The organism is Actinomyces sp. ICM58, assembly GCF_000283035.1.
Classification (GTDB): Bacteria; Actinomycetota; Actinomycetes; order Actinomycetales; family Actinomycetaceae; genus Pauljensenia.
Genome location: NZ_ALIY01000218.1, coordinates 1 through 12263, shown reverse-complemented (window position 1 = coordinate 12263; position 12263 = coordinate 1). Strand labels below are relative to the sequence as shown.

Below are 12263 nucleotides of genomic sequence, written 5' to 3'. Positions count from 1 at the left end.
CCCATGGAAGCCTTCGCTTATCGTGACGGTGGCTTCGCCGCAGCGATGAGCACCGGCGAAGCGCTCCTCCTGCGTCAGCTTGCCAGCGAGGTCCTCGTGGTCCTCGACGACCCCGGCGACTTCGCCTCGACCTCGTCGATGGTTAGCGCCGCGACCGAAACCGAACAACGCAGGGAAGCCCCGCGTGAACGCACCCTTGGGATGCTCCTGCCCCCCATGAGCGAGGACGAGGAGGATGCTGGACGGATGCGCGCCCTCACGGAGGACCTGCTGCGCACCGAAAAGTCAGTGCGCCTGCGCGTCATGGTCAGCGATCTTGAACACATTACCCACGGGGACGGGGAGACGCTCGTGATCCCCCGGGACGCCGTGTGGTCGTGGCTGGGGGCGCTCAACGACATCCGCTTCGGCTTGGCCGGTGAACTGGACTTATCCGACCAGGGGGACGCCGAGCGCATCGAGAAACTGGCGATGAGTGAAACGACCGGGGATCGCGCTCAGACGGTCGCGGCGATCTACATGCTCATCACGTGGTGGCAGGACTCACTCCTGGAAGCTGTGAATAATACTCATTAAGGAATAAGGTCGAAGCATGAATAACGCCCCGATCGGAATCTTCGACTCGGGCCTAGGTGGGCTGACGGTCGCCCGTGCGGTCATCGATAAGCTGCCCGACGAAGAGATCATCTACCTGGGCGACACCGAGCACACGCCCTACGGTCCGCGCGCGATCGCACAGGTGCGCTCGCTGACGCTGTCCGCCCTCGACGAGCTGGCCTCGCGCGGGGTTAAGGCCCTCGTCATCGCCTGCAACACCGCGACCGCCGCAGCCCTCGCGGACGCGCGCGAACGCTACTGGATCGACGCGGGCATCCCCGTCGTCGAGGTCATTACTCCGGCCGCGCGCCAGAGCGTCATCGCGACGCGCAACCGCCACGTCGGTGTCATCGGGACGAAGGCGACCATCCAGTCCGAGGCCTACCTGCGCGCGCTCGCGGCAGTGCCCGGGCTGACGGTCAGCCAGCAGGCATGCCCCGCGTTCGTCGAGTTCGTCGAGGCCGGGGTGACCACGGGCGAGGAGATCGAGGCCGTGGCGCGCGAGTATCTGACTCCCCTGAAAGAGGCCGGCGTGGACACGCTGATCCTGGGCTGCACGCACTACCCGCTGCTGACTGGCGTCATCGGGCGCGTCATGGGGGAGGGCGTGACGCTCGTGACCTCCTCGGAGGCCACCGCGAACGTGACGTATAACGAGCTCGTGGACCGCGGCCTCCTGCACGATCCGTGGCCTGCGGGTACCGGGCCGACGCACCAGTTCCTGGCCACGGGGGCCTCGGAGAACTTCCCGCGTCTGGCGCGCCGCTTCCTGGGGCCGGAGGTGGGCTCCGTCGACCGCGTGAACACCGGAGGGGGAGTCGCGTGAAGCTGACCGTTATCGGCGCGACAGGTTCCATGTCGGGCCCTCAGTCTCCCGCGTCCTCTTACCTGATCCAGGCCCGCGGAGTTGACCCCGACTCGGGGCGTGAGCGTGTTTTCTCCCTCGTGTGCGACATGGGGCCGGGGTCTTTTGGTGCGCTGTGGGCGCACCTGTGTCCGTGCGACCTGGATGCGCTGGCGCTGTCGCACTGCCACGCGGACCACATGGGCGACATCATTTCCCTGCAGGTGTACCGCAAGTGGGGTCCCGGTTCGTGCGCGATCCGGCCCGTGTCCCTGTTTGGGCCGGGCGAGACGCTGCACCGTGTGCGCCAGATCGAGGGCGCGCCGGAGGGGGAGACCTACGACGGCGAGTTCGCTTTTACGCGGCTCCGCGTGGGCGAGAGCTACGAGGTGGGTCCGATGACGATTCGTCCCTTCCGGGCCCTGCACCCCGTGGAGGCCTTCGGGCTGCGCATCGAGGGGCCCTCGCAGGAGGATCCCGCGCGCCGCGTCGCCCTGTTCTACACGGGGGACACGGATCTGTGTGACTCGATCGTTGAGGGCGCGCGCGGGGTGGATGTGCTGCTCAGCGAGGTCGGTTTCACCTCGGATGAGAGCGAACCCGATATGCACATGGATGGCCGACGCGCGGGTGAGTTGGCGACGCGCGCGGGCGTGGGGCGCATGATCGCGACCCATATCCAGCCGTGGACGCCCAGTGAACGGGTGGTGTCTGAGGTTCGCCAGACGTGGGCGGGTCCCCTCGACGTTGCGGCGGCGCGCATGGAGGTGTCCTTCTAGCGCGCGGACGAGGCCGGGGTGCCTCAGTCGGTCGGGGTGGCGTAGGAGTTGTGCCGCTGCCATTCGGTGAGGAAGGTAGCCACACGCGCAGGACCGCCCGCCTCGCTCCAACCGTGGTTCTTGTGGCGCAGCAGGATTTTGCGGGTGCCCAGCGAGGGCAGAGGCGTCACGCGCATGCCTGCGGTGTGGGCGCCGGCGAGCGCCATGGCGGGCAGGATCGTGGATCCCGCGCGGGCTCGCACGAGGGCTCTGGCCGCCTCGTAGGTGGCATAGAGGTGGGGCGCCCACTTCGTGTCCGGGAATGCCTTGGTGATGCGGCGCATGACGTGGTCTCCGCTTGAGCCCGGGTTGACGCGCAGCCACGTGAGGTCGGCGAGGTCTTCGATGGATCCGATCGGGGGCGCGGAATCGGGGGTGACGAGCACCCACGGTTCGTCGATGAAGGGAATGTCCGTGTATCCGCGAGGCGCGAGGCCGGGGTCCTCGTCTCGTTCGATGACGAGGAAGTCGAATCGACCCGTGCGCAGGGCCGCCATTCCGGGAGTCTCCTCCGTCTCCTCGATGCGTAGGTCGATGCCGGGCAGAGCGTCCGTGAGGTCGGGCAGTGCGGGGATGAGAGTGGAGCGGCAGATGGTGAGGAAGGCTCCGAGGGTCACCGTTCCCGTCACCTGGCCGGTGAGCGGGCGCAGCGCCTTGAGGGCCTCGGCGATGTCGGCGTTGATGCGTTCGCCGGCCTCGGCCACGATACTGCCGGCGGGGGTGAGGATCGCGCCGGAGGTCGTGCGCTCGACGAGCCTGAGCCCCACTTCCTCCTCCAGTTTTTGGATCTGCTGGGAGACCGCCGAGGGGGACACCATGAGGATGTCGGCGGCAGCGACGATGCCCCCTTCACGTGCGACAGAAAGCAGGAAGGGTAGGCGTCGGGGGTCGATGTCCATGCGCACTCCATTGTTAAGCGAAACTGCAAGATAACTATAGAACCATTCAATTGTGCTTGACTAGCGCACGGTGCACAATTACTGCCATGACCATCTCGCACCTGGCAATCGTGATCCTCGGATGGGTCGGCGCAGCCGCCTCCATCGCCGCCTACTACCTCGTTTCCTCCAAGCGCTTCGCCCCCGATTCCCTGCGCTACCACTCTCTGAATGTCTCGAGCTGCATTCTCCTGGCCTTCGCGTGCGCGTCCACCGGCGCGTGGCCGTCCTTCCTCACCAATGCGATCTTCATCGGGGTTGGCGCCACCATGATCTGGCGTGTGCGTGATCGCCTGGCGCGCCGGCTCCTTCAGGTCGCGCGCTTCTTCGATCCGCGCCGCCTGCTGCCTCGTCGCCGCCGCCTGGCCCGCGCGCGCTGACGAGGCGGCGCCTGCTCCCCGTCCCGCCCGTATTTCATCCACGATAAATTAAGGGAATTCTGCCGCAACGGTCAATGTTTTACCAAGCTTTCCCAAGGGAAAGTCTGTAAGAAACACTTTACTGAAAAATAAGAAAAGATCGATGGAAAAGGATGCGCGACGGAGCGATCATGGTTCTACGACGCGGTGACAGATCCATCGCACGTACTCGAAGAGGAGCACACCATGTCTCGTTTCGTCGCATCACTCATTCAACGCTTCACCCATCACCGCGGAATGCGTCAACAACGCAACCCGCTGCAGTTCTCGATGGACCGCCCCTTCTTCGGAAACCTCGTTGCCCGCTGACGGGGTGCCGAACGGGCGAACACAAGTGCCGGACACCCTCGGGTGCCCGGCACAACCATGGTGACGTGACGAACTGCTCTGCGAGCCTGCCGGTTGATGCGCCAGCAGGCGCGTCAACCACACGGGCCCGCACGGCGCCTTAGCCGCGCAGGTACTCCACGATGTGGGGCATGAGAGCGCGGAAGGCGATGCCTCGGTGGCTGATCGCGTTCTTATCCTCGGCGCTCATCTGCGCGGTGGTGACGTCGAAGCCGTCGGGGACGAAGATCGGGTCGTAGCCGAATCCGCCCTCGCCGCGGGGAGAGCGCGTCAGGGTGCCGCGCACCTCGCCGCGCTGGACGAACTCGCGGCCATCCGGGGTCACCAGGACGGCCGCCGACACGAAGGCTGCGCCGCGGTGAGCGTCGGGAACGTCGGAGAGCTGATCGAGGAGCAGACGCAGATTTGCCGCGTCGTCCCCGTGGGAGCCGGCCCAGCGCGCGGAGAAGATGCCGGGCGCCCCGCCCAGCACGTCCACCGCGATGCCGGAGTCGTCGGCGATGGCGGCCAGGCCCGTGGCGCGAGTCAGGGCGCGGGCCTTGATGAGGGAGTTCTCCTCAAAGCTCACCCCGTCCTCGACCGGTGAGGCCACGTCGAAATCGCTCATGCGCGCCACGCAGCCGGCCTCGAAGCCCTCCCACGCAGGGGCCAAGATTGCCTCGAGCTCGCTGACCTTGTGCGCGTTGGAGGTCGCGAAGACCAGGCGCGCGCTCACGGGCGCACCTCAACGCGCTCCATGAGGGGGGCCTCGAGTGCGAGCTTCTGCGCCGCGGCGAGCTGAGCGTTGCCGAGCGTCGCCAGGTCGAGGAGCTCGCCCAGCTCGTCACGGTTGAAGGGGGCGTGCTCGGCGGTGCCCTGCACCTCGATGAAGCGGCCGTCGCCCGTCTGAACGACGTTCATATCGGTCTGCGCTCGCACGTCCTCAACGTAGGGCAGGTCCAGCATGGGGGTGCCGTCGATGACGCCCACCGAGATCGCGGAGATTGAGTCGGTTAAGACCGTGGCGGAAGGCTTGAGGATGCCCTGGTCCTTCGCCCAGGACACCGCGTCCGCGAGCGCCACATAGGCGCCTGTGATGGCCGCCGTGCGGGTGCCGCCGTCGGCGCGCAGGACGTCGCAGTCGAGGACGATCGTGTTTTCGCCGAGCGCGCTCACGTCGACGATGCCGCGCAGGGAACGGCCGATGAGTCGCGAGATCTCCTGGGTACGTCCGCCGACCTTGCCCTTGACGGACTCGCGGGAGGAACGCTGCTCGGTCGCGCGCGGCAGCATCGAGTACTCGCCGGTCACCCAGCCCTCGCCGGAGTCGCGCTTCCAGCGTGGCACTCCTTCGGTGAAAGAGGCAACACACAGGACGCGGGTGTTGCCGAACTCGATGAGGACGGAGCCCTCGCCGGTACCCGACCAGCCGCGGGTAATGGAGACGGGACGGAGCTGGGAGGGGGTGCGCCCATCGGCGCGCAGGGGAGTGGTTGTCATAGTGCCTAGGGTAGCCCACCGCGTTACCGTGGAGTTATGAGTCTTGATCTACCTCTCGTTCGCGGCGACGTCGATCCGTCGGTCGCGCTGCGTGAAACCGCGGCTCCCGTCGCCCTGGTGCGCGCCGGTGAGGCGGATGTCATCGTCGTCGATCCGGCCGGTTTCGTCCTCCTGGACGAGGCCGGGGCGCGGCCCTCGGATACGCCGACTCTGCGACGCCTGGCCGGGGACGAGGCCGCGCGTGCGGCCGAGGGAACCACGGCCTCGTTCATCGGGGTGGCGGGCGGACGCAGCGTCGTCGCGATCGAGACCAGCCGGGACGAGGCCCGGGGGCGCTGGGAGCACCTGCGCGCGGTCGGCTGGCGGCTTGGAGGTGACGACGCGGCCCTGGCGCTGACCGCCGTGGCGTTGGCGGGCTGGCACGCCAGCTATCGTTACTGCGGACGTTGTGGCTCTCCCGTGTCCCTGGAGTCCGCCGGCTGGGCTGCTCGCTGTCAGGCCTGCGATCGGCTCGAATACCCGCGTCAGGACCCGGCGATCATCGTCCTCGTTCAGGATCACGATGGGCGCGTGTTGCTCGCGCACAACGCCCTGTGGAAGCCCGGCTTCGTGTCGATTATCGCCGGATACGTCGAGGCCGGGGAGTCCCCGGACGTCACGGTGGCCCGGGAGGTCGCCGAGGAGGTAGGTGTCGAGATTGAGGCCCCCACCTACGTTGCGACCCAGCCGTGGCCCTTCGGGCGCTCCCAGATGATGGGCTACCGCGCCAGGACCGCCTTGCCGCGCCCGACCCCTCAGGCGGATGGCGTGGAGATCGAGTGGGCGCGCTTCTACAGTCGTGAGGATCTGGCTCGCGCGCTCGAATCAGGGGAGATCAGCGCGCCCGGACGCGCCTCCATCGCATACGCGCTGCTTCGGGAATGGTACGGCTCTGATCTGCCCGGCGCCCCGGAGGGCAGGGGACGCAGCTGAGGGTGCGCAATGGGACAATAGAGGCATGAACCCCGAGGAACTGCTTGACGCCCTAGACCCCGACCAGCGCGCCGTCGCCACCCAGGTCGCCGGGCCCCTCGCTGTCCTCGCGGGCGCCGGCACGGGCAAGACCCGTGCGATCACCTACCGCATCGCCTACGGCGCGGCCGTCGGCGCCGTCGACCCTTCGAACGTTCTGGCCGTGACCTTCACCCAGCGCGCGGCCTTCGAGATGCGTCACCGACTGGCCCAGCTGGGCGTGCCCAGGGCGCAGGCACGTACCTTCCACTCTGCGGCCCTGCGCCAGCTGCGCCACTTCTGGCCGACGGTGGTCGGCGGTCCGCTGCCCGACGTCATCCCGCACAAGGCCTCCCTGGTCGCAGCCTCCGCCGCCCGCCTGGGGATCGCCATCGACCGCACGAACGTGCGCGACATCGCGGCCGAGGTTGAGTGGGCGAAGGTGTCCATGATCGATGCCGCACACTATGCCGCTTCGGTGGCGCGCCTGCGCCGCGACGTGCCCGCCGGGCTGGACGCGGGGGACATGGCCCGTCTCCTCGACGTGTACGAGGACGCCAAGAACGAGCGCGGCGTCATCGACTTTGAGGATATCCTCATCTACCTGTGCGGCATGCTCCAGGAGCGCGCTGACGTCGCCTCCATCGTGCGCAAGCAGTACCGTTCCTTCGTGGTCGACGAGTTCCAGGACGTCAACCTCCTCCAGGCTCGCCTCCTCGACCTGTGGTTGGGCGGGCGCCACGACGTGTGCGTCGTCGGCGACGTCGCTCAGACCATCTATTCCTTCACGGGCGCGTCCCCGGATTACCTGACAGGGTTCGGGCGCCAGCACCCGGGCGCGCGCGTCGTGGAGCTGACCCGCGACTACCGCTCCACCCCGCAGATCGTCACCCTCGCGAACGATGTGTTAGCGCGAGCCACCCAGCGCGAGGGCACCGTGCGCCTGTCCAGTCAGCGTGACGGGGGAGCGCACGTGGGCTACTGCACCTACGATGACGACCACGCCGAGGCCGCGGGCGTCGCCGCACAGATCGCGGACCTCGTCGCCGGCGGCGTCCAACCCCACAACATCGCCGTCCTCATGCGCACCAACGGCCAATCCCAGGCCTTCGAGGAGGCTCTGGGACACCGAGGCATCCCCGTCGCCGTCGCCGGAGGCAAACCCTTCTTTGCCCGTGACGACGTGCGCACCGCGATCTCGCGCCTGCGCGCCGCAGCGGCTGCCGCGCAGGAGGGGGTGCTCGGCGAGCTCGTGCGCGACGTCCTCTCCGGGGTCGGGTGGGCGCCCGAGGCGCCCTCCGGACAGGCCGGCTCTGAGCGCTGGTCGAACATGAACGCGATTGTCGGATGGGCCGACGACAGCCACGCGGACACGCTCGCCGCCTTCGTCGCCGAGCTGGACGAGCGAATCGCCTACCAGGTCGAGCCCGATAAGGCGGGCGTCGAGCTGGCCACCATCCACGCTGCCAAGGGCCTCGAGTGGGACGCGGTTTTTCTGGTCGGTCTCTCGGAAGGCCTGCTGCCCATCTCCTACGCGAAGACACCCGAGGCCCGCGAGGAGGAGCGTCGCCTCCTCTACGTGGCCGTCACCCGCGCACGCGATCTGCTGACCCTGTCGTGGGCGCGCTCGCGGGGCGCGGACGGTCGCGGCAAGCGCAAGCGTAGCCGTCTCCTCGACGGGATCTGGCCACAGGAGCGGGGTGTGGGTGCGCCCAAGAAGAAGGCGCGTCCCTCCACACGCGCCCTCAACCGTGCGTTCGAGGAGGAGGCCTCCCCGCAGGCCATCGACCTGTTTGCGCGGCTCAAGGCCTGGCGACTGACGGTTTCCCGGCAGGCGGGCGTTCCGCCCTTTGCGGTGTTCACGGATCAGACGCTGCGCGACATTGCCGTGGCGATGCCGAAGAATACGACGCAGCTGAGGGTGATCCGGGGGATCGGCGACGTCAAGGTGCAGCGTTTCGCCGCTCCCGTCCTCGCCCTCGTTCGCGGCGAGGAGGTTGTCGTCGACGAGGAGGCCTGACTCAGGAGGCGAGCCCGCAGATCCCGCACACGCATTCGTGGGCGGGGCGGGCGCGTTCGACGCTGATTGTTCCGTCCTCGTCGATGGTGGCGACTTCGGCGCACAGGCTCGCGGTGAGCGCGCCGGAGACGAAGTCTCTCACCAGGCGCGCCACGCGCAGTGCCGCCGCGTAGTGGGCCAGCAGGGGGAGTGTTCCCAGCGGCCAGTCGGCGAGCTCTCGCAGGTGGGTGAGGCGGAAGGGGTCTGCTGCGGCTCGCGCGTGCTCGACGCACTGGTAGCACGGGGTGATGCCCGGGATGACGAGGGGGCCGACCTCGTAGGAGTGTTCCCCGCGCGTGACGATGAGGTGTGCGGTGTCGTGGGCCGTCAGCTCGAAGGGGACGCCCGGGTCGACGACGCGGTCGGCCGAGACGATGACGCAGTCGGTGTCGCCCTGGTGGTGCAGGTGGGGGAGGGGGATGAGGGGAGCCAGCTCGCGTCGGATGGCTCGATCGCGGGCGGTGCCGGTGAAGGTGCCGCCGAAGACTCGGTCCCAGTCCTCGTCCACCAGCGCGGTGACGTCGATGGCGAGGGAGAGGTTGATCGTGTCGACGAGGCTGCGCAGCGCCAGGACGGAGGCGGGCACCGCCCCGAGGACGCCGACGCGCAGCGTGGGGCGCCGGTCCCCCTCGTCGATGAGGTGTGCTCGGTGCAGCGCCGCCATGAGTTCCGGCGAGGCCTGGGTGGGCTCGGCTGAGCGCGGCGAGTGCGCCTGGTGGCTGAGCCACAGCTGGTCGTTTGCGTGCAGGTTGTCGAGGAGGACGTGTCGGGAGCTGTCTCCTCCGACCTGGACGGCCCCGGGGCCGCGCCACAAGATCGCCGTATTGCGTGCCAGGTTCATGATGGTCTCCTTTGCTTCATGCCTGTAGAAGCCATCATGAACCAGTGTGTTAGTTTCGCGTGACCTTTTGAAAAATCTGTGGATAACTTGTCAGATCATTCATTGTCGTGCGGGTCCGAGCCCTCGGTCGCCTCGCCGTCGCCGGGAGCGCAAGACTGATCACCCGAATCGGCGCCGGGCTTCAGGCCCTCCGCCCAGCCGAGCGTTCCATCCAGCAACGAGGTGAGGGCCGCATCGATATCCGCGTCCTCCTCGGCGGCGGCGCGCCGCAGCGTCAAGAAGGTGTCGGGCGTGGCCAGCTCCGTCTCCGAGGGGACCATGTCCGGATGCGACCACAGGGCCTCGCGGGCATCGCGCCCGCCGTCGGCCTCGACGAGAGAAAAGATTGAGGCCGCGCCGCGCGCCTGGCGCGGACGCATCTTCAGGCCGATGAGGGTCCCCAGGATCTCCTCCGCGGGGCCGCCCGAGGCGCGGCGGCGGCGCATCATCTCGCGCAGCGCATCCGCGTGAGGCAGGTAAGGCAACGTGGCGCGCGCCGTGACCACCTCGACCCAGCCCTCGATGAGAGCGAGCATCGTCTCCAGGCGAGTGAGCGCCCGACGCTGATCGGGGGTGGTCGCCAGGGCAAACACGCCACCGCTGAGGGCGGACTCCACCGACTCCGGATCCGACGGGTCTACCGACCGTGCCACTTCCGTGATGGCCTCCGTGTCGATCGCGATCTGAGACGCGTAGCGTTCCACCGCCCGCACCAGGTCGCCCTCGAGCCACGGCACCGACGCGAAGAGGCGACGATGGGCTGCCTCGCGCACCGCCAGGAACTGGCGCACCTCGTCGAAGGGGGCGTCGAGACCGTCGGCGAACTCGGCGATGGTGTGGGGCAGTAGCACCGCGTGGGAGGCATCCGAGAGCGGGATGCCCGTGTCGTAGGTGCCGAAAGACTCCCCGGCCAGCGCCGCCAGAGCGCGGGCCAGCTGGGCGGAAAACATCATCGCCGACAGGCGAGGCATCATCTCCTGCGTCTTGCCCAGCATTGCCGCCATCCCGTCCGGCAGGGACGTGGCCTCGCCGCTGCCATCGGGGCCGAACTGCTCGGAGAGCGCCCCCGACAGGGCGCGCGACACGTTGAGGGCAATCGGCTCGCAGATGCGCTTCCACGTGGGAATCGTGTGCTCCACCCACGCGACCTTGCTCCACACGTCGCGGGTCACCGGACCCGAGGCGAAGTCGGTGACGGCGTCGAGCCACAGGTCCGCGACGGTCATTGCCTGACGCGCCGCCTCCGCCTCGGTCGCCGTGGGAGCGGGGTCGCCGCTGGCATAGGCCGCTTGCTTGGCGCTGTCTTCCACAAGACGCCAGTTCACCGGTCCGGCCGTCGTGTTCATCAGGAACTGGAACTGTCCCATGGCCGCACGCATGCGCGCAGGGTCAGCGAACTCTGTGGGAAGGTTCGCGGGATCGAAGCCCTGAGCCTCGAGGGCGCGGGCGGCCTCGGCGGCTGCCTCGTCTCCCAGGATGGAGCGCAGGAAATCCTCAAACGGTGTGCCGGACTCGTTCTCATTCATGGAATCAGACTAGCGGCCGGCCATGCGCCCGGGCTGACAAAACCCTGCGAAAACGCTGAGAGCATAAGGGGGAGCGTGGAAGTGGGCGTGCATGAGCGCGCCGGGTGGGACACAATTGCACGGTGAGCGAAACGGATCAGACCTTGACACTCGATGAGAAGCTGTCCAATGGAGAAGGTCAGGGCGAGCGTATCCCGCTTGTCAGCTGGCGCCTCGTCACCGCCCTCGTGGCTCTCCTGGCGATGGTGGCGATCCTCTTTTGGGTTCCCGTTCCCTTCGTCGTCTCCAGCCCCGGGCCGACCTTCAACGTGCTGGGAACCGAGGACGGCGTCCCGATGCTCGACATCGAAGGCACCGACCCCACCACGGGCGAAGCTGTCCGCGTCGACGAGCCGCAGTCCGCCTCAGTCACCGCTCCCGCGCAACCCGGGCAGGGCCAGCTGCGCATGGTCACCGTCTCCGAGTCGGGCGGACCCGGCCACCGGCTGAGCTTCGCTGAGCTCATCGGGGCCTACTTCGACCCGCACAGCAAGATCGTGGACTACGATTCCGTCTACCCCGAAGGGACGACGAACGACCAGGTCAGCGAAGCGCAGCTCGCCATGATGCGCAACTCGCAGCTGACCTCCCAGGTCGCCGCGCTCGACTACCTGGGCTGGCAGATTCCCGCCACCGTCACGATCCAGGGCGCCACGGAGGGCTCGAATGCGGACGGCATCGTCCAGGAAGGCGACGTCCTGCGGGCCATCACGACCCCCGACGGCACGCGCCACGAGGTCGCCGATGCGACGACTCCTTTCACGCTCATGCGCACCGTTCCTGCGGGAAGTCACATGACGATTACCGTCGAACGCGACAGCGCCACCCTGGACCTGTCCTTCGATTCGATTGCGGCCGGTGAGAACGAACCCGGCTCCAAGCTCGGCGTCTACCTGACGGTGGAACCTTCGATGCCCGTCACGATCACCGTCAACCTTAAGGATGTCGGCGGCCCGAGCGCGGGCATGATGTTCTCCCTGGGCATCATCGACCGCCTGACACCCGGAGACATGACGGGGGGAACGCCCATCGCCGGAACCGGCACGATGTCCTTCGACGGGCAGGTCGGCGCCATCGGCGGTATCCAGCAGAAGATGTGGGGAGCCAAGAAGGACGGCGCCGAGTGGTTCCTGGCGCCGCGCGACAACTGCTCCGAGGTGGTCGGCCACGTCCCCGATGGGCTGCACGTGGTCGCCGTGTCCACCCTTGCCGAGGCCACCACGGCCGTCTCCTCCATCGCGGAGGGCACCGGGGACACCCTGCCGACCTGTCAGTAGCGCACGGGACGCTCCCAAGCCCCCACGGCCTGCGGGCAGGTGGGTGCGA

General features: G+C 68.1%; 13 protein-coding genes. 8 read left to right on the top strand and 5 right to left on the bottom strand.

What is annotated here, in order from left to right; genetic code table 11:
- Window positions 1-3: 3 nt before the first annotated feature.
- From HMPREF1138_RS09710 to HMPREF1138_RS09700, 3 genes are read left to right on the top strand one after another with little or no spacing between them, the layout of a single operon-like run.
- Complete coding sequence (locus HMPREF1138_RS09710) at window positions 4-576, top strand: DUF2017 family protein (RefSeq protein ID WP_009059301.1); 573 nt, start codon at window positions 4-6, stop codon at window positions 574-576.
- Between the two features lie 16 nt (window positions 577-592).
- Window positions 593-1423, top strand: a complete 831-nt coding sequence (gene murI / locus HMPREF1138_RS09705; protein WP_009059343.1) for a glutamate racemase — start codon at window positions 593-595, stop codon at window positions 1421-1423.
- A complete protein-coding gene (locus HMPREF1138_RS09700; RefSeq protein ID WP_009059334.1) occupies window positions 1420-2220 on the top strand; it encodes an MBL fold metallo-hydrolase in 801 nt (266 codons plus the stop codon). The genes murI and HMPREF1138_RS09700 overlap by 4 nt, the downstream gene beginning before the upstream one ends.
- Before the next feature lie 23 nt (window positions 2221-2243).
- Here HMPREF1138_RS09700 and HMPREF1138_RS09695 read toward each other — a convergent pair whose 3' ends face one another.
- Window positions 2244-3158: a LysR family transcriptional regulator gene (locus HMPREF1138_RS09695; RefSeq protein WP_009059299.1), complete on the bottom strand. Its 915-nt coding sequence runs from the start codon at window positions 3156-3158 to the stop codon at window positions 2244-2246.
- 86 nt (window positions 3159-3244) lie between these two features.
- Between HMPREF1138_RS09695 and HMPREF1138_RS09690 the strand changes: the two genes are divergently transcribed.
- The gene (locus HMPREF1138_RS09690; RefSeq protein WP_009059331.1) at window positions 3245-3577 is read left to right on the top strand and encodes a CBU_0592 family membrane protein; all 333 of its coding nucleotides are present in this window, start codon (window positions 3245-3247) and stop codon (window positions 3575-3577) included.
- A 225-nt stretch (window positions 3578-3802) separates the two neighbouring features.
- Window positions 3803-3925 (top strand): hypothetical protein, encoded by a 123-nt coding sequence (locus HMPREF1138_RS11585; protein WP_009059297.1) that lies wholly within the window; start codon window positions 3803-3805, stop codon window positions 3923-3925.
- A 139-nt stretch (window positions 3926-4064) separates the two neighbouring features.
- Here HMPREF1138_RS11585 and rdgB read toward each other — a convergent pair whose 3' ends face one another.
- Together rdgB and rph are read right to left on the bottom strand one after the other, a co-directional pair.
- Window positions 4065-4679 carry an RdgB/HAM1 family non-canonical purine NTP pyrophosphatase gene (gene rdgB, locus HMPREF1138_RS09685; protein ID WP_009059317.1) on the bottom strand — a complete coding sequence of 205 codons (615 nt, stop codon included), beginning with the start codon at window positions 4677-4679 and terminating at the stop codon, window positions 4065-4067.
- Window positions 4676-5443, bottom strand: a complete 768-nt coding sequence (rph, locus tag HMPREF1138_RS09680) for a ribonuclease PH (protein WP_009059315.1) — start codon at window positions 5441-5443, stop codon at window positions 4676-4678. The genes rdgB and rph overlap by 4 nt, the downstream gene beginning before the upstream one ends.
- Before the next feature lie 36 nt (window positions 5444-5479).
- Between rph and nudC the strand changes: the two genes are divergently transcribed.
- Both nudC and HMPREF1138_RS09670 read left to right on the top strand, forming a co-directional pair.
- Entirely contained in the window at window positions 5480-6415 is a 936-nt protein-coding gene (gene nudC / locus HMPREF1138_RS09675; protein ID WP_009059303.1) for an NAD(+) diphosphatase, read from the top strand.
- A gap of 25 nt (window positions 6416-6440) precedes the next feature.
- Window positions 6441-8453 (top strand): ATP-dependent DNA helicase UvrD2, encoded by a 2013-nt coding sequence (locus tag HMPREF1138_RS09670; RefSeq protein WP_009059342.1) that lies wholly within the window; start codon window positions 6441-6443, stop codon window positions 8451-8453.
- A 1-nt stretch (window position 8454) separates the two neighbouring features.
- Here the strand turns inward: HMPREF1138_RS09670 and HMPREF1138_RS09665 are convergent, their stop codons facing one another.
- Window positions 8455-9333 carry a hypothetical protein gene (locus HMPREF1138_RS09665; RefSeq protein ID WP_009059327.1) on the bottom strand — a complete coding sequence of 293 codons (879 nt, stop codon included), beginning with the start codon at window positions 9331-9333 and terminating at the stop codon, window positions 8455-8457.
- A gap of 95 nt (window positions 9334-9428) precedes the next feature.
- Window positions 9429-10898, bottom strand: coding sequence for a zinc-dependent metalloprotease (locus tag HMPREF1138_RS09660; protein ID WP_009059308.1), 1470 nt, complete (start codon window positions 10896-10898; stop codon window positions 9429-9431).
- Between the two features lie 104 nt (window positions 10899-11002).
- Here HMPREF1138_RS09660 and HMPREF1138_RS09655 point away from each other — a divergent pair, with 104 nt between their 5' ends.
- Complete coding sequence (locus HMPREF1138_RS09655) at window positions 11003-12214, top strand: YlbL family protein (RefSeq protein WP_009059305.1); 1212 nt, start codon at window positions 11003-11005, stop codon at window positions 12212-12214.
- Window positions 12215-12263: the final 49 nt, after the last annotated feature.

What these genes read in the sequence shown, in the direction of transcription:
- HMPREF1138_RS09710 (WP_009059301.1), top strand. Translation starts at nt 4, where the DNA reads ATGGAAGCCTTCGCTTATCGTGACGGTGGCTTCGCCGCAGCGATGAGC.
- murI (WP_009059343.1), top strand. Translation starts at nt 593, where the DNA reads ATGAATAACGCCCCGATCGGAATCTTCGACTCGGGCCTAGGTGGGCTG.
- HMPREF1138_RS09695 (WP_009059299.1), bottom strand. Translation starts at nt 3,158, where the DNA reads ATGGACATCGACCCCCGACGCCTACCCTTCCTGCTTTCTGTCGCACGT.
- HMPREF1138_RS09690 (WP_009059331.1), top strand. Translation starts at nt 3,245, where the DNA reads ATGACCATCTCGCACCTGGCAATCGTGATCCTCGGATGGGTCGGCGCA.
- HMPREF1138_RS11585 (WP_009059297.1), top strand. Translation starts at nt 3,803, where the DNA reads ATGTCTCGTTTCGTCGCATCACTCATTCAACGCTTCACCCATCACCGC.
- rph (WP_009059315.1), bottom strand. Translation starts at nt 5,443, where the DNA reads ATGACAACCACTCCCCTGCGCGCCGATGGGCGCACCCCCTCCCAGCTC.
- nudC (WP_009059303.1), top strand. Translation starts at nt 5,480, where the DNA reads ATGAGTCTTGATCTACCTCTCGTTCGCGGCGACGTCGATCCGTCGGTC.
- HMPREF1138_RS09670 (WP_009059342.1), top strand. Translation starts at nt 6,441, where the DNA reads ATGAACCCCGAGGAACTGCTTGACGCCCTAGACCCCGACCAGCGCGCC.
- HMPREF1138_RS09665 (WP_009059327.1), bottom strand. Translation starts at nt 9,333, where the DNA reads ATGAACCTGGCACGCAATACGGCGATCTTGTGGCGCGGCCCCGGGGCC.
- HMPREF1138_RS09660 (WP_009059308.1), bottom strand. Translation starts at nt 10,898, where the DNA reads ATGAATGAGAACGAGTCCGGCACACCGTTTGAGGATTTCCTGCGCTCC.